The 15,997-nt window shown below is 68.3% G+C and carries 13 protein-coding genes; 2 read left to right on the forward strand and 11 right to left on the reverse strand.

Features of this window, described 5'->3' with window-relative positions:
- Nucleotides 1-357: 357 nt before the first annotated feature.
- Both wecB and MOV08_RS00070 read left to right on the forward strand, forming a co-directional pair.
- Nucleotides 358-1,512: a non-hydrolyzing UDP-N-acetylglucosamine 2-epimerase gene (gene wecB, locus MOV08_RS00065; protein ID WP_275305674.1), complete on the forward strand. Its 1,155-nt coding sequence runs from the start codon at nt 358-360 to the stop codon at nt 1,510-1,512.
- Between the two features lie 117 nt (nt 1,513-1,629).
- The gene (locus MOV08_RS00070; RefSeq protein ID WP_275305675.1) at nt 1,630-2,574 is read left to right on the forward strand and encodes a TIGR03560 family F420-dependent LLM class oxidoreductase; all 945 of its coding nucleotides are present in this window, start codon (nt 1,630-1,632) and stop codon (nt 2,572-2,574) included.
- Between the two features lie 401 nt (nt 2,575-2,975).
- Here MOV08_RS00070 and MOV08_RS00075 read toward each other — a convergent pair whose 3' ends face one another.
- From MOV08_RS00075 to MOV08_RS00125, 11 genes are all read right to left on the reverse strand, one after another.
- Complete coding sequence (locus tag MOV08_RS00075; RefSeq protein WP_039628481.1) at nt 2,976-3,539, reverse strand: hypothetical protein; 564 nt, start codon at nt 3,537-3,539, stop codon at nt 2,976-2,978.
- Nucleotides 3,540-3,556: 17 nt separating this feature from the next.
- Nucleotides 3,557-4,708, reverse strand: coding sequence for an NAD(P)/FAD-dependent oxidoreductase (locus MOV08_RS00080; RefSeq protein ID WP_039628483.1), 1,152 nt, complete (start codon nt 4,706-4,708; stop codon nt 3,557-3,559).
- Nucleotides 4,709-5,556: 848 nt separating this feature from the next.
- Entirely contained in the window at nt 5,557-6,348 is a 792-nt protein-coding gene (locus MOV08_RS00085) for an ABC transporter permease (protein WP_039628485.1), read from the reverse strand.
- Nucleotides 6,345-7,118: an ABC transporter permease gene (locus tag MOV08_RS00090; RefSeq protein ID WP_039628486.1), complete on the reverse strand. Its 774-nt coding sequence runs from the start codon at nt 7,116-7,118 to the stop codon at nt 6,345-6,347. The genes MOV08_RS00085 and MOV08_RS00090 overlap by 4 nt, the downstream gene beginning before the upstream one ends.
- The gene (locus MOV08_RS00095; protein ID WP_039628488.1) at nt 7,115-8,104 is read right to left on the reverse strand and encodes an ABC transporter ATP-binding protein; all 990 of its coding nucleotides are present in this window, start codon (nt 8,102-8,104) and stop codon (nt 7,115-7,117) included. The genes MOV08_RS00090 and MOV08_RS00095 overlap by 4 nt, the downstream gene beginning before the upstream one ends.
- An 896-nt stretch (nt 8,105-9,000) precedes the next feature.
- The gene (locus tag MOV08_RS00100) at nt 9,001-10,782 is read right to left on the reverse strand and encodes an NAD(P)-binding protein (protein WP_338057112.1); all 1,782 of its coding nucleotides are present in this window, start codon (nt 10,780-10,782) and stop codon (nt 9,001-9,003) included.
- Between the two features lie 104 nt (nt 10,783-10,886).
- A complete protein-coding gene (locus MOV08_RS00105) occupies nt 10,887-11,174 on the reverse strand; it encodes a hypothetical protein (protein ID WP_239009845.1) in 288 nt (95 codons plus the stop codon).
- 393 nt (nt 11,175-11,567) lie between these two features.
- Complete coding sequence (locus tag MOV08_RS00110; protein ID WP_275305677.1) at nt 11,568-12,593, reverse strand: ParB/RepB/Spo0J family partition protein; 1,026 nt, start codon at nt 12,591-12,593, stop codon at nt 11,568-11,570.
- Between the two features lie 772 nt (nt 12,594-13,365).
- A complete protein-coding gene (locus tag MOV08_RS00115) occupies nt 13,366-14,577 on the reverse strand; it encodes an MFS transporter (RefSeq protein WP_275305678.1) in 1,212 nt (403 codons plus the stop codon).
- A complete protein-coding gene (locus MOV08_RS00120) occupies nt 14,574-14,777 on the reverse strand; it encodes an MbtH family protein (RefSeq protein WP_039639774.1) in 204 nt (67 codons plus the stop codon). Before MOV08_RS00120 ends, MOV08_RS00115 begins: the two co-directional genes overlap by 4 nt.
- A 26-nt stretch (nt 14,778-14,803) precedes the next feature.
- On the reverse strand, nt 14,804-15,994 hold the full coding sequence (locus MOV08_RS00125; protein WP_039628494.1) for a cytochrome P450: 1,191 nt from the start codon (nt 15,992-15,994) through the stop codon (nt 14,804-14,806).
- Nucleotides 15,995-15,997 lie beyond the last annotated feature (3 nt).

Raw genomic sequence — 15,997 nt, forward strand, 5'->3', positions numbered from 1 at the left:
GATATCGACTCGTGTACCCCAGCCGGACTGCGCCGCACGCTAGCACAGCAAACAGATAGTCGCGCAAGGGCGATGGATCGAGGCATCTCAAAGATCGTTGACCGGACACTGAGCGTGTGTAAGGCTACTCTGTCGAAACCTGCCGGCCATTGCGGGATAAGGCAGGCGCACGTCGGCGCAGCTATTGGCCGTATCGCGCCATCACCCGTTCGGTTCCCCCTTATTGGTCAAGAGGAATCAGCCGCGTAACGGGGAGTCCAGGGCATTGTTTGCAGGTCGTTTCAGGTCGAAGTCAGTGAACTGAGAGCCGACTTCCCGTTCAATTCTTCGCTGTTCGGCGCCCGAGAGAAGGAACACATGGCCCTGCGCGTGGGGATCGTCTACGGAACTCGCCCCGAAGCCATCAAACTCGCGCCGTTGGTGCTCGCGCTCGACGCCGCCCCCGGCTTCGAGCCCGTCGTCATCACCACCGGCCAGCACCGGGACATGCTCGACGAGATCAACGAGCTCTTTGGCCTCCGTCCGCAGCACAACCTCGACATCATGCGTCCCGGCCAGCGGCTCAACGCCATGGCGAGCCGCGTCATCCACGAACTGGGGGAGCCACTGCTCGACGAACTCGTCGACGTCGCCGTGGTACAGGGAGACACCACCACCGCGTTCGCCGCCGCCTATGCAGCGGCATGCGAGCGCATACCCGTCGCCCACGTAGAGGCCGGTCTGCGCACGGGAGAAAGATTCGAGCCATTCCCCGAGGAGATCAACCGGAGGCTGATCACCCAACTCGCCGATCTGCACTTCGCCCCGACCGCCGACGCCGCGGGAAACCTGCTCGCCGAAGGGGTGCGTTCCGACGACGTGTACGTCACGGGGAACACGGTGATCGACGCCCTGCACATCGTGCTGGACCGTCCCGACGACGCCATGAGCCGCGAGCTCGGCGCCTTCGCCAACGATCACCCGACCATCCTTTTGACCATGCACCGCAGAGAGTCCTGGGGGAATCCCATGGCCGGGGTCGCCGCAGCGGTGGCGGAACTGTGCCGCGCCCGGCCGGGGTTGCGTTTCGTCATCCCGCTCCACCCCAATCCGGAAGTCCGTCGCGTTTTCCAGAGTCACCTCTCCTCCTTCGCGCAGGTGTTGCTCTGCGAGCCGCTGCGCTATTCCGAGTTCATCAAGCTGATGCACCGAGCCGTGCTGGTCCTGACCGACAGCGGCGGGGTACAGGAAGAGGCACCGACGCTGGGGACGCCCGTGCTGGTCCTGCGGGACCGCACGGAGCGCCCCGAGGGCGTCGCCGCGGGCTGCGCCCGGCTGGTGGGCACCGATCCGGCACTCATCGTCAAAGAGGTCGGCCGACTGCTCGACGACCCCCAGGCGCACGAGGCGATGCGGCGCCCGGGCATCGTCTGCTACGGCGGTGGCGACGCCGCCGCACGGTGTCTGGAGGCACTGCGCGAGCGCTGGCTTCCCTCCCCCGACGAGCCGGCCGGCCTCCGGACGTGCCGGTGAGGGCGCCCACCCCCAAACCGTGCACACGGCACCGCCCACGACGCCGCGCGCGGCAACCACCGGACGCCCCTCTCTCGCGCACGACCCAGACCAGCCACCAGGAAAGGCAAGGACGCCATGACCCTCCGTCTACTCGTCGAGCCCCAACAGGGCACCACCTACGACGCGGTGAGCACGTTCGCGCAACGGGCCGAGAACCTCGGCTTCGAGGCCCTCATGACCAGCGACCACCTGGTCCGCATCGGCGACGGGTCCCCCGGTCCCGGTCCGCTGCACGCCTGGACCCTGCTGGCCGGCCTGGCCCGGGACACGCAGCGCATGCGGCTGGGCACGATGATGTCCGCCGTCACGTTCCACCACGCGCCCGTCCTCGCGTTGATGGCCGCACAGGTGGACGCGATGAGCGGCGGCCGCCTCGACCTGGGGGTGGGAGCGGCCTGGTTCGAACGCGAGCACCAGGCGTACGGCATCCCTTTCCCCTCCGTCACGGAGCGGTTCTCCCGGCTTGAAGAGACGCTGGAGGTGATCCGGCGACTGTGGACGGCCGACCCCGGAGCGGAAGTCTCCTACCAGGGGCGGCACATCCGCCTCGACCGTTGCCCGGCGCTGCCCGGGCCGTATCAGACACCGCACCCCCCGCTCGTGGTCGGTGGTCTGGGCAAGCGGTGGACACCACGTCTCGCGGCGCGCTACGCCGATGAGTTCAACGCTCCGTTCACCACCCCCGCGCAGGTGCGAGCGGCCGCCCGGCGGGTGGCGATCGCCAGCGAGGAGGCCGGGCGCGATCCCGGGGACATCACGGTGTCCGCGTCTGTCGTCCTGTGCCCCGGACGCGACCAGGCCACGGTGACGCGACGGGTGGCGGACACCGGTGAACCCGCCGCGGACATCGCCGACTTCGGCGCCGTGGGGTCACCGGAGCAGGTGGCCGAGGTCCTGCGTGCCTACCGCGACGCCGGCGCCGTCCGCTGCTACGCGCAGATCAACAATCCCCTCGACCTGGAACTGCTCGACGAGCTGGCCGAGGTGGCCAAACTGGCGGGCCTGCACCTCCCCGGCTGACCGGCGACGCCGACCGCCACGGGACTCCCCTCCTCGGATCGTGAGGGAACGGTCCTTCGGGACCGCCATGTCGGGCGGCCGGGTTGTTCTCCTTCACCTCCCTCCTGCACACACGCACTTCGCCCCGGCTCCTCTCCGCGACGCCCGAGCGCTCGGGCGTCGCGGAGAGGAGCCGGGGCGAAGTGCGCCGGAGGGAAGGCATCGAGACCAACGTGCGACGCGAGGAGGCGGTCCAGCGCTCTCCGCACCGGTAGCCGGTGGCGGGCTGACGCCTCAGCGGCTCAACGCCCGGCAGACGATCGACAACCGCTCACGGCGGTGCCGGGACCGGAAGCCTTCCGGGCGCTGTGGGAAGGGGCGACCGCCTCGCCCGCCACGACAGTCGCGTGGCGGGCCCGCCCTCAGTCCGACTCCCGGATGCCCAGGACGTGCGCTGCAGGGCCGGACGGTACGGACGGCGGCGTCAGGACCAGGCTCTGGAAGAACAGCCACGAGACGGTGGACGACGGTGGCTCGGGGAACAGTGCCGTCGGCGCGAAGAGACGGTCGGACACCGTCCCCACCAGCCAGTCGGGCAGGAACAACCGACGGCTCTCCGGAGCGTAGAACGCCGCGGGGATACCCGTCATCGTCGTCACCGTCAGATCGTCGATGCCTCCCTCGGCCAAGGACGCCGCGTACATCAGCAGATCACGTTCGAGCGCGGACAGCAGGGCGGCTTCCGGGACCTGCCCGGCGGGCACGGAGTCCGGCTTCCGGTCCCAGACGGGAGACACAGAAGCCGGTGCCCCGCCATCGTCCTCGGCGTACCGGCGCCGGATGCCGGCCAGGATCGGCCCCGGGATACTCACCTGGCGACGGATCGCCCAGCGTTCCAGCTCGTCGAGGCGGTTGCCGCTCCAGTCGAGGAGGGCCGTCGTCTCGTCCGCGTGCGGCCGCGCCGCATGGATGGTGAAGGAATTCATGGAGATCTCCGGGCCCGTCAGTACTTGGTGGCGAATCGGGTGTGCGGACGCAGCGGGCGCCCGTAGCGGTAGCGGTCCAGGCTCAGGCCGGGGGCCTCGTCGTCGACCAGTGCCGCCACGAGCCGGCCCGTGACGGGGGTCAGCAGCACCCCGTTGCGGTGATGTCCCGTTGCCACCACGATCCTGGGGTCGTCGGCCCGGGCGAGGATGGGAAGTTCGTCCGAGGTCATGGGGCGGAACCCGCTCCACATCTCGTCGATGCGCCACTCCGCCGCCTCGGGGACGACGGCGCACAGCCGGCCGAGGACGGCACCGACCACGCCGGCCGTGTTGTCCGCCTCCGGCCGTAGGTACTCCTCGCTCGTGCCCACGATGTATTCGCCGGGCGACCGCGAGACGATCGATCCGCAGCCACCGCTGGGCATGAACACCACGCTGCGCAGGAGTCCGGGCGGGCCGGCCAGCCGTACGATCTGCCCCTTCACCGGGCAGACCGGGATGTCCAGGCCGAAGGCGCGGCCCACCTGCCCGCTCCACGAACCCGCCGCGATGACCACCTGGTCGGCGACGATCGTGTCGCCCTCACCCGTGGTCAGGCGCAGCCGGTCCTGCTCGTCACCGGCCCCGGCCAGGCCACCGCCGAACACCTGGCAGCCCTCCTCGGACGCCCAATCCGTCATCGCTTGGAGCAGGGCCCTCGGATTGACCACCGCTTCGCCCTTGATGCGGATGGCCCCGCGAAAGGCTCGGGGGGACAACTGCGGCTCCACGTCGCAGACTTCCGCGGCGCTGAGCCATCTGTTCTCGATGCCGTACTTGTCCATCCACTCCGTGCGGGACTGGAGGCTGTCCGGGCGTTCCACGAGGTCCAGCAGTGTGAAGTCGGTGGAGCGGTAGCCAACCGACTCGGGGGCGAGGCCAAAAGCGGACAGGAAGTGGGGGTAGTAGTCGAGCCCCTCGTGCAGTAACTCGTAGAAGTCCTGCGGCATCCAGGGGTCGTACTCGCACGCCGGGGTGAGCATCCCCGCGGCCGCGGTGGACGCGCGCCCCTGCGTCGTCCCCCCGATGACCGCGACGGACAGATACCTGCGACGCAGATGAAGGGCGGTCGACATGCCGATCAGGCCATCGCCCACCACTGCCACGTCCACACGGATGTTGCGGCTCATCGGGCCGTCTTCCTTTCAGGGGAGTGCTGGTCGGATGGAGATACCACGGGGAACGACCGCTGCCCGGTGCTCTTGGTGACGGTCCGTGCGTCATGGCTCGTGCGTGCCGCACATGTCGGCGTCGAGGGCACCGAACCGTCAGGCGGGGTGCTCGCCGGTCCCCGCCTTTCCCAACGGGCGTGCCACGACGGTGTCGACGGCATTCCGGTGCCGAAGGCGAAGAGGAAAAGACCCGACCTCAAAGAGCGGGGCCCGGCGGCAGGATCCGGGAACTCCGGCTCCCTGCCTGGGAATAGGAAATCACCGAAGAGATGAGATGTCCCTCTGGACCGCGATTGTGGAAGCCAGAAGACCTGACGTAAGCCTCGGCGTCGTTCGCGTCCGCTGGGCGCGGCGATTTCCCCGACGAGCGGTGGAACCATCACGGTCGGCGAACCATTCATGATGCCTCCATGGAGAGGACTCTAGGCGAGAGTACACCGCATTCCTCTCATTCGGTAATTCCGCTCAAGGAAAACACTGGCTGGGGTGTGCGGCGAAAACCGTATGCCGATGGGCGGTGTTGGCGGATAAAAAGAAGTGCCGCCGACCCTTACGGTGAATGGTCGGGTGTGTGACCGAGATCCTTGCCATGGGCGGAATCGATTTCGGCGGGACGCCCGAGGAGGAGATTTCAGCGCACTCACCGAGGCCCTCGGTGCCGGCAGAGGTCGGAGCGGGCCGCACACGGCTTCGGGCGGCCCGATGCGATCGGGCCGCCCGATAGGGACGGCTGGCATCACGGCGCCCTCCCGCCCGGCGCATGCCCCCGGTGCCTGGCCCGCTCCCCCGACGTCACACCGGAACCGTCACGACGTGAAGTTCAGCGACCCGTCCCGCCGGCCCTTGCCCGCGATGCGTTCGAAGAACACCAACGTCAGCGCCGCCCACAGACCTGCGACGCAGACCTCAAGCCCTAGTTGGCCGACGACATCGGAGAACGGACCGGCAGCCGCCAGGGTGCGCATGGCGGTGAGTCCGTGCGTAAGGGGCAGTACCTCTGTGGCCCACTCGATCGGCGCGGGCCAGAACGACCGCGGAACGTTCGCACCGCAGAAGGTCATCAGGAGCGTGAAGCCGAAGTTGAGGTACAGCCAACGGAACTTGTGATGGCGCAGCGAACACGCGGCCAGGAACGTCCCGTACGCATAGGCGCTGATCCCGATCAGTGCCAGGCACGGCAGGGCGGCCACCGCGGCCCGCCAGTTCCAGTCGGGCCGGAACAGGCCCCACACCAGCGCGAAAACCAGGACGGAACTGCCCAGCCCGGCCACGACCCAGTGCAGACCGCGGCCGAGGTACACCAGCCCCATGTTCGTGGGCGAGACGATGAGCATGGGGTAGGTCCCTTGGAACCGCTCCAGCGTCGCCGTGGTGATCACGAGCGTGGCCTCGATCGCGATCACCGTCACCGCGTTGCCCAACAGGACGTACTCGGCGGTGATGTGGTCGCCGGCCATCTTGCCCACCAGGCCGAAGAAGACCACCTGACTGACCAGGCGCAGCATCCATCCCGTCAGCCAGGTCTTGAGGGTGTACACATGCTTGAACTCGGCGAAGCCCACGAAGGCGGCATGGCCGATGACCTGCTTCACCGTCATGCCAGGCTCACCATCCCGGTGCGCCGGGCACGGTCCGCTGCCTTGCGGATGAGGACGATGCCGAGGAGAAGCGCGACGGCTCCCAGGCCCGCGACCGCCCCCAGGCGCGGCACCACATCATGGACTTCGTCACCGGACAGGCTGTCGCGCAACAGGTCGGCCGACCAGGACAGGAAGACCACCCGCCCCACGGGCTGGATCCAGTCCGGCAGCACGGAGAGCGGAAACACCACGCCGCCGAGGATGTAGAAGGGATAGCTCAGCGCGTTCTGGTAGATCGTCGTGTCGCGGCTGATCACGAAGAACGTCGCCAGCATCGTGGCCGTGCACGCGGTGGCGAGCAACGTCACGATCAGGGCGGCCAGCGCGATACCGGGGTGCCGCACGGACAGGTGGGCCCCGAAGCCCGCTGTGGCCACCAGCCAGGACTCCATAAGGGTGAAGGCGCCGATCAGCATCACCGGCAGGATGCGTCCGCAGACGACCAGAGCGAAGGCCCGCGGCGCCGCGAGGACGAGATCCAACGTGGACATCCACCGCTCGTTCTGGATGACGCCGCCGGCAACGTCCACCGCCACGAACCAGATGCCGAACAGCCCGGTACCGATGACGGCGTTGGCCACGAGGTCGTCGCGGTCGTTGTACCGAACGATGGACAGGAAGATCACGGACATCACCGGCGCCGTGATGAGGATCGACATGTGCTCGGGAGCCCGCCGGCTGGTGTTCCACTGCACCTTGGCCGCCGCCGCCATGACACGCAGGCTCATACAGTCAGCCCCCGGTTCCCCACGAGATGGACGTAGACCTCTTCCAAAGTGGGCCGCCCCGTCCGCAGGGTGTCGACGCCCGCGTCCAGCAACCAGCGCAGTACGGCGGGGTTGGCGTCGGCCGATGTGGTGTGGATCCGTGCGGTTCCCGGTTCCGACAGCTTGTCGACCCGCTCCACCTGGGACAGGCCGGCGAGTTCGGCCAGCAGATGCGACTGGTCCTCCCGCAGGGTGATGTCGATGCGGTCGTGTCCGGAGAGCATCTGTCCGATGGTGGCGGTCGGCTCGGTCACGAGAACCGTTCCGTGGTCGACGAGGGACACCCGGTCGCACAGCGCCTCCGCCTCGGACATGTCATGTGTGGTGAGCAAGATGGTGCGTCCCTCGGCCTTCAGCTCGTGGACCAGGTCCCGGAAGTCACGGGTGGCGAGGGGGTCCATGCCCATGGTGGGCTCGTCGAGGAACAACACGGCCGGGTCACCGATCAGGCCCCGCGCCAGGTGCAGCCGCTGTCGCATGCCGCGGGAGAAGCCCTCCACGGGCTCATCGGCCCGGTCGGCGAGCCCCACCCGTTCCAGCAGTTCCTGGCTGCGTCGCTTCACCACACTCGCGTCGACGCGGTACATCGTCGCCCAGAACGCCAGGTTCTGGCGGGCGGTGATCCGTGTGTAAAGGCCGTGATCGCCACCGAAGACGATCCCGATGCGGCGGCGGACCCGGTCCGCCTCCGCTGTCACATCGTGTCCCGCGACCAGCGCCCGGCCGGAGGTCGGCAGGAGCATGGTGCTGAGAATCTTCACGAGGGTGGTCTTACCCGCCCCGTTGGGCCCGAGGATGCCGTGGGTCTCGCCCTCGGGAACGGAAAGGTCCACGCCGTCCAGCGCGACGATACGGCTGTTGCGCGCCGCCGATCCGCTCTGCTTGTCGCGTTTCGCCTTCCGCCCCCTTTTGACGAAGACTCGGCCGAGGCCGGTGACCTCGATCATGCGCTTGGCTCCTTGCTCGGTGTCATGGTGGGCCGTTCGCTCATCAGCGTCCGAACCGGGGTCCGCAACGCCTTGGCCATCGCGACCGGGGCGCCGTCCGGCAGACGACGTCGAGCACAACGCCTGCCTCCCACACGGGTGGTCGGGGGCACCCCGGCATCTCCCGGCCCCTCGGGGCTCCGCGGTCACCGGTGGCCCGGCCGGGGCCGCGGACCACCCGGCATCGCTGCCCGCGCGGTCGTGCCGGAGGAGCCGGCCCGGAAGTCGGCCTGCCCACCAACGGTGTTCCTCCGGAAATCCCGGATGTCCACGGAACCTGGAAAGCGTCCGGCCGCACAGACGGTTGCATCGGGTTCACGGACTCGATCGCCGCCATCCCAGGAGATTTCGGAGTCACCCGACGTGCCCTTCTGCATAATCCCCCACGCACTCATAGCGGAAGCAGCCGATGAGCGACTGCCACGCTGCCGGAACTTTCCCAAGCAGTGCCTCATAGCTGCCGGTAAGGGTTTTCGGGACACCTGGCCGATGAAGTGGCCTTCCTGTGATCGTCGCCGACCCTACCGTCCCAACCAAAGTTGTACCAGACAGATTTGACCTCATGGGACCGTGCGGCAAAGCGGCTCGATCGGCGCCTCATTGGCGTCATCCACGCGCTACCGGCCATGCGGTACTTCGAAAAAAGCCCTTCGTCCCGAAGAGCACGCCAACGCGACGGCGGCGATTCCCTCAACGGACGCTGAAGGCCGAGCGGCGCAGAATTCGCCACACGATGGGGAGGAATGCCTTCGGTTTTGCGAGAATCGGCTGGACCTACCAGTTGGGTTCACCCGGGGCACGAGACCGGCGGCGGCCCGTTCCCGCGAAGGCCGCCCTGGAGCGCGCAGCGCACGGCGTCAGTGCATGCGCTGGACGACGTACTGCGCCAGAGCCAGCGTGGTGAGGCTCGGATTGGCCGCTCCTGCCCGGGGGAAGAGGCACGGACCGGCGACAGCCACACCAGGGGCTTCCCGCAGTTGTCCGCTGACGTCCACGTGCTCCCCGTCCAGCGCCAACCCTCCGCTCTCATGGTCGAGTTCCCCGATCCCCGCGTCGTAGACCACGGCGGTGCCCGGACGCGCCTCAGCCTGGGCCAGGGCTTCGTCGAACGAGACGTATTCCTCACGGAAGCGCGCGGTGAGCCCGGTGCGCCTGGCCAGTTCCCCCAGCAGATTGCGCTGTTCCCGGCGTACCGCGTCGAGAGCGGCACGGGCCGAGGGCTCCAGGACGATGCTCGTCGCGTCGCCGACCAGGACGGTGGACGTCGCCTTCGGCGGTTGCTCCCCCATGGTCCAGGCGTCCAGGAGGACCCCCTCGCCGTGCCGTTGGCGTTCAACGATCAGATTGGAGCGGGACGGCGCGTCGAACCCCGCGTGCACCGAGGACTCCATCGCCTCATGCTGACCGTCGGAGTGCACGACGAGCATCCCGCAGGCCACGTGGTCGACGAGGGAGTACCGCCGCGGTTCCCCGCTACGGCCGTGAAGCAGACCGTCGGCGAGCTCGATGTTGCCGACGGTGCCCGCGCACAGGACGACATGCCGGGCATCGAGTGTGGACCCGTCACCGTCGTCGAGGACCAGCGAGTAGCCGCCACCGGCTCGCTTCCGCACGCCACTGACACGGTGCCCCGTGAGGATGCGCTCCGACGGCAGGTCGGCGACCGGGGAGTACGCCTCCCAACGCCCCTGTCCCAACGTCCGTATCGCCCGGGGAGTTGGCACAGCCGGGTATCCGAGCCCGGCCAGTTCCTTCACCATCGCCTGCTCCGTCGCGGTGCGGGCCTGTGTCAGCTGGATTCCGCCGCACCACGTCCGAAGGGCCGCCTCGGTTCGCGCGTAGAGCCCCGGATCGTCACCGGTTCCCAGCAAAGCGCGCCGTACCTCAACCGGCCACTCGCGCAACACGTCGTCCTCGACACGCAGGCAGATCCCGCGCCAGTACAGGCTCCGCCCGCCGACGCGCCGCCGATACCCGGATAACGGGCCGTACAGCGCACCGGGCTGCGCGAGGAACGGAGCGAAGGACGGATCCTGCGCTGGGTCGGCCAGGTGAGCGGAGTCCTCGTCTGCGGCGATGTGCTCGCGTCCGCGATTTGGGCCCGCCTCCAACACCATGTAGTCGCGACCCGCTCGTTCCAATTGCGCTGCCACCGCCGCCCCGGCCATACCAGCCCCGATTACCGCCGTATCCAGCACAGTTCGACCTCTTTCCCTTGTTGAAGACACTTCTGGTGTACCGCTGTACCGCTGTAGCGCCGTTGCACCTGTGAAGGATTTTCTCGTTCCGCATCTCCACAGGTGGGAACCTCGTGTGACGAGCGAGAGCGTCAAGAAGTGTCGAGCACTCACCTGAGTGCGGGCAAGGTCGAAAGTCGGGCTGCACCGACATCGGCTTTCGACGGACCGAGGCGGTCCCTTCTCGGTCTCGGTGTTGTGTATGCCTTGCTCAGCAGGGCGGAATAGGTCGCCACGCGCCCCTGATTGCCAATTTGGACGTGTCCCGTGCGGGCCCCGAAACCGGTATGCGGCCGCTCCGGGACATCCCACGGGAATCGCCCCTCGTCTACTGACGCCCAACCCTCGCGTCCGTCCACGTACGGGCCCCGTGTACGTCAGCGTCGCACCCGCCCGCGCCACTCGTGTTCAACCAGGGAATTTCCCGGGTTGAACACCACCTCCTGTGACGGGGTCACGAGGTTGCTCTGCCGCCCGGTGGTATGGCGGAGCAACCTCGCGCGGCTTCAGCCGTGTTCTGCGACATCGCCCTTCGGACCCGTTGCCCTCGCGGCATCTCCGGCGCTGGAGAGGCGCTGGACCCTGCGTACCTCGTCCACCATGATGAGCAGCGCGTCCAGGTTTGCCATGGAAAGCCCTTCCGCACGCAGCGCGAGACTGCGGACCTTGGCGTCGCGCAGTTCCTCCGCCGGCGCGAGTTGGGAGTCGACTCGGTCGGCCGCTTCATCGTTGAGGAAATACTCCGGGGGAACTCCGAAGAACTCGGCCAGTACAGCGAGTTGATCGAGCGTCACATTCCCCTTTTTCCCGGTTGTAAGTTCCCACAGATACGTCCCGGAAATAGTCCCTCCGGTGGCTTGCCGGACTTCTCTGGCCAACCGGGCGCATCCGGGACGCGTATGTTCGTCGGGATAGATGGCAGAAATCAGCTGGTTGAGACGCTGACCGAATCTTCGCGGTAGTGTGCCCTCGCCCCGCCGGGGGGCTGGAATTCTGGTCATCCCCGCACCTACTCGCAGTCGGGGGTCGGCCGAACGTGACGGCTGACCGGCACGGACAAGGTCTGTGCCGAATTCCTATCGCCATTCCTCCTGGTTTACAAGAGAGCTCGTAAGGGAACCGCCGAGAACCGGTTCGGCGACACCGCGGCGCCTCGTTCCGCTTCGCGCATGTCACGCACTGGCCGGTCAGCGCCGCTCCAGTTGTGCGGCGAATTCCTGCCAGGCCCCCGAACAGCCCCGCGCCAGTTCGGCGATGGCTGCCGTACAGTGCCTCGGCACGCTGTCCAGCAGCCGCTCCCATTCCTCGCCCTCCACTGCCTGGACCTCCAGCCAACGCAGCAGGGCGCGCCCGACCTCGTTGCACCGCAGTGAGGGATCCTTGCGCAGTTTCCACAGCATGACGCGCCGGTTCTGCGTCATGGCCTTCGGATCAGCCGCACCGCGCCGACTGCCCGGCGCCGCGCCCCCGGCCGGTGACGACGGAACGGCCGTCCGCCGTCCGGTCGGGACCGGGTCCTGGCCACTGCGGATCCGCCGGCGCACGTCGGAGGCGGTGCCCAGCGACACCCCTGCCGCACGGGCGATCTGGCGCAGCGGGGCGTCGGGGCGCTCGGCCAGCAATTCGCCGGCCAGCATGCGCCCTTGCGCCCCGTCGAGGGGCCGGACCCGCCCGTCCCTGCCGATCCGGGCAGCCACCTGAGGCACACCCTCGGTGGACCGCCGCAACGCCGCAATCGTCTTCGCGTGCAGCCCCGTAACCTCGCCGATCGCCTGGTTCGACCACTGGGCGTGGGAGCGGATGATGCGTTTGGCGGCCGCCGCGCGCTCCTCCAGTGACAGCGGCAGTCCGTGCGCGGTGTTGGACCTGACCGCGAGGGGGAAGCAATCCTCTTCCGCTCCGTCGAAGAACCGCACCTCGATCTCGGTCTCACCGCGGAGTACGGCTGCCCGCAGCCGGTGCATCCCGTCAATGACGCGCATGGTCGAGCGCTGCACGACGATGGGCGGCAGCCGCGCTCCGGATTCGGCCAGCAAGCGGGTGTGCTTGATGTTCTCTCCAGCGGCACGGGGAGAGTCGGCCGGCAAAAGCGACCTGATATCTACCCGAGTGGTCCATTGCCCGACAGCGAGACCGCCGCTCTCGACTTCAGGTGCGGAAAAGTTTCGGTGGCTGTTCTTCACGGGCACATCGGCGTGAACTGTCTCGGTCACTAGGCAGCCTCTCGGTCAACGATCTGGTTGCTTGCCAGCCCCGTCACGGCGAAGCGGAACAGAGCCTTACCGATCCGATCCGAGTCACTCTCCGCTCAAGCGGCTATCGGATTCACGCAGCCTACGTTGGGCAACAACTTCCTCGTCAACAACAGCGAATAACACAGCAAAGGATCAGCCATGACACGAGATCAACTATCCTCTCCGAGGAGAGCACGGAGCGGGTCGACAGTGTCGTTCCGTAGGTGGTGACGGTTGAGCATTGGGTGTGAGTAGGGGCCTGGACGGTAAACAGAAGCGTGTGCGGAGACTCGGCGGGGCTGCTGCGCCGAGGCAGCCCCGGGCTTGTGGCGTTGATTTGAGAATGGTGCCGCGGACTACAGGTCTCGCCATCAACGAACGGATCAGTGGCCGGCGTTCCCGCTCGCGTCAGTGCGCCAGCAGTTGCCGGGAGCAGAGCGCGTCGTCCCGGACCGCGCCGTCCACTCGCCCGAGCCCCTCGCGCTTCGACCTGCGTGACGGCGGCCTCTCGTCCGCCGCACCGCGGCCTTCATTCCCCGTCTCGCGCACCATCAGGGATCAGCACGTCGATGACTTCGACGGACGTGCGTTCCGCACGACGCGCACCGCCCTAGCCAGGCGCCCGGTGCCCGACGAAGTGGGCCGCTGGCGGGTTGGGTGGTGCGTCGGTCAGGGTGCGGTTCCACTGCGTGGATTCCGCTGTGGCTCGGCCAGATCGGTTGGGGATCGATCCCGGCAACCGGATCGATCCTCAGGGCCGGCCCGGGCGGCGCACCAGGTTCAGCAGCACCAGGGCGCACAGGCTCGCCCCCACGGCGACCGCCGTGAGCACCGTGCCGACCGAGAGGTGCTCGAACAGTACGCCCGCCACCCCGTAAGCGATCGGGCTCGCGACGAAGACGGCGGCGCCGAACACCGGAAACACGTGCGGCCGCAGGTGCTCCGGTGGGCGCAGCATCATCAACGAGACGGCGGGCGCGGTCACCCCGGGCAGGAACATGCAGCTGGCCGCCACGGTCAGCATCAGCGTCGTGACCGGCTGGTCCCAGGGCAGCAGCCACAGCACGACCGCAGCGCCGACACCGCCCGCCGCCGCCAACCGGGGCGGTGAGATCTTGCGGGCGAGCCGGGCGACCACGACGGTGCCCAACGCGGTGCCGCCGCCCCACGCGGCCAAGAGCCAGCCGGCCGCATGGGGGTCGGCGTCGTAGCGGCTCTTGGCGATGACGGGCAGCGCGAGCAGCACAACCGGCATGAGCGTGCCGTACCCGAGCGCGGCGAGCGACATCGTGCGCAGCACCGGGTCCTTGAACAGATAGCGCACGCCTTCGGTCATGTTGTGCGCCGACGACGCCTGCGGTGTCGTCGCACGGCGCGGAAGCCCGGTCAGGAGTGCGGCCGACACCACGAACGACGCCGCGTCGATCCACAGCACATTGAGCGCGCCGAACTGGGCGATGAAGAAGCCGGCGATGGCCGGGCCGACCAGGCGCGCGGTCGAAGTCGCCGTCTCGAACAGGGCGTTGCCCGCGGTGACGACACCCTCGTCCAGGTCGATGGTCTCGGTGAGCAGCATGCGTTGCGCGGACAGGTAGGCCGACGCGACACAGCCAATGCCGGCCACGATCAGCAAAAGCGCCCAGAACGGCAGCAGGTCCGCGACGTACAGGACGGGTACAGTCGCGGCCAGGGTCGCGCTGCACAGGTCGCCGACGATCGTGACGCGGCGGGCGCCCCAGCGAGCCACGAGCAGCCCGGCGGGCATGCTGAGCAGCGGCACCGGCAGGATCTGGGCGAGGAACACCAGGCCCATGCGGGCCGGTGAGCCGCTGGTCATCAGGACGAACCAGGGCAGCGCGAGCGTTGTCATCTGGGTACCGACGGACGAGATGAACTCTGCGGCGATGACCCTGCGGAACTGCGGGCTGCGCAGGGGTGACCGCACCGCCGTCGCGGTCGTCACCGAGCCGCCCGCGTCGAGGCCGGGCGCAGGTCGAGCCAGTGGGACTCGACGTAGTCGACGCAGGCGTCCCGCGTGTCCGGGCCGAACACCGGCGACCAGCCGGCGGGCGCGCGGACGTCGCGCGGCCAAAGGCTTTGCTGCTGTTCCTCGTTGACGAGAACCTGGTAGACGCCGTCGGGGTCGTCGAAGGGATGCGTCATGGTGCTCTCCTTGTCGCCGCAGCTGGTCACCACGTCACCGGCAGCCGGTGCACGCCGTAGACGGTCATGTCGGAGCGCATCGGAATCTCGTCCGGGTTCCCGACGATGCGCAGGTCCGGGAAGCGGCGCAGCAGCGCGGTGTAGCCGATGCGCAGCTCCAGGCGGGCCAGTTGCTGCCCGAGGCACTGGTGGATGCCGTGGCTGAAGGTGAGGTGGCTGTGCCCGCCTCGGGTGATGTCGAGCCGGTCGGGGTCGGTGAACTGCTCGCGGTCGCGGTTCGCGGTGGGAAGGTGGATCAGCACCGTCTCCCCCTTGCCCAGGGTCACGCCGTCGATCTCGACGTCCTCGGTTGGGGTGCGCTGTACGCCCACGTGCACGATGGTGAGGAAGCGGAGCAGCTCCTCGACCGCGCTCTCGATCAGTGCCTCGTTCGCACGCAACAGCGCCATCTGGTCGGGGTTGTTCAGGAGTGCGTACGTGCCGAGCGAGAGCATGTTGGCCGTGGTCTCGTGCCCGGCGACCAGGAGCAGCAAGGTGGCGCCGACGGACTCCTCGATCGTGATGTCGTCGCCGGTCACCAGGACGCTCAGGACGTCGTCCGCGGGGTCGGACTTCTTGCGCATGAGGAGCTCGCCGATGAGGTCGACGAGGTCCTTCAGGGAGGCCTGCACCTCCTGCGGCTCGATGTCCAGGCGAAGGAGGTTCTCCGAGTTGCCCACGAACCGGTCGCGCTCGGCGACCGGCACCCCGAGCAGCTCGCAGATCACCTGCGAGGACACCGGCACCGAGTAGTCCGTGACCAGGTCCGCGGGCGGCCCCGTGCGCAGCATCGCGTCGGCGTACTGCGCGGTGATCTCCTCGATGCGGGTGGCGAGCAGACGCATCCGGCGCAGGGTGAACTGGCCGGCCAGCCGCTTCCGGAAGCGGGTGTGGTCCGGCGGGTCCAAATGCTCGAACAGGCCCGGGATGTCCGCCTCGAGGTCCGACGGGCGGTTGGAGGGGAATGCCAGGTGCTTGTGTGAGGCATGCGAGCTGAAGCGCTTGTCGGACAGGATCTGCCGGCCCTGCTGGTACCCGGTGACGAGCCAGCCCTGGTAGCCGTCGGGAAAGGTCATCCGGCGGATCGCGCCCCCGGCACGCAGCGTCCCGGGCGGGTCGAGCGGCCGTTCCCGGAGCGTCGGCAGGCCATTGGTGATGGCTGTGATGGTGTCGGTCATGTT

Origin of the sequence: Streptomyces yunnanensis (assembly GCF_029011865.1) — a bacterium.
Taxonomy (GTDB): Bacteria; Actinomycetota; Actinomycetes; order Streptomycetales; family Streptomycetaceae; genus Streptomyces; species Streptomyces yunnanensis.

Bases quoted from the DNA above. Each gene is read 5' to 3' on its own strand.
- wecB (WP_275305674.1), top strand. From the start codon at position 358: ATGGCCCTGCGCGTGGGGATCGTCTACGGAACTCGCCCCGAAGCCATC.
- MOV08_RS00070 (WP_275305675.1), top strand. From the start codon at position 1,630: ATGACCCTCCGTCTACTCGTCGAGCCCCAACAGGGCACCACCTACGAC.
- MOV08_RS00075 (WP_039628481.1), bottom strand. From the start codon at position 3,539: ATGAATTCCTTCACCATCCATGCGGCGCGGCCGCACGCGGACGAGACG.
- MOV08_RS00080 (WP_039628483.1), bottom strand. From the start codon at position 4,708: ATGAGCCGCAACATCCGTGTGGACGTGGCAGTGGTGGGCGATGGCCTG.
- MOV08_RS00085 (WP_039628485.1), bottom strand. From the start codon at position 6,348: ATGACGGTGAAGCAGGTCATCGGCCATGCCGCCTTCGTGGGCTTCGCC.
- MOV08_RS00090 (WP_039628486.1), bottom strand. From the start codon at position 7,118: ATGAGCCTGCGTGTCATGGCGGCGGCGGCCAAGGTGCAGTGGAACACC.
- MOV08_RS00095 (WP_039628488.1), bottom strand. From the start codon at position 8,104: ATGATCGAGGTCACCGGCCTCGGCCGAGTCTTCGTCAAAAGGGGGCGG.
- MOV08_RS00120 (WP_039639774.1), bottom strand. From the start codon at position 14,777: ATGACGCATCCCTTCGACGACCCCGACGGCGTCTACCAGGTTCTCGTC.
- MOV08_RS00125 (WP_039628494.1), bottom strand. From the start codon at position 15,994: ATGACCGACACCATCACAGCCATCACCAATGGCCTGCCGACGCTCCGG.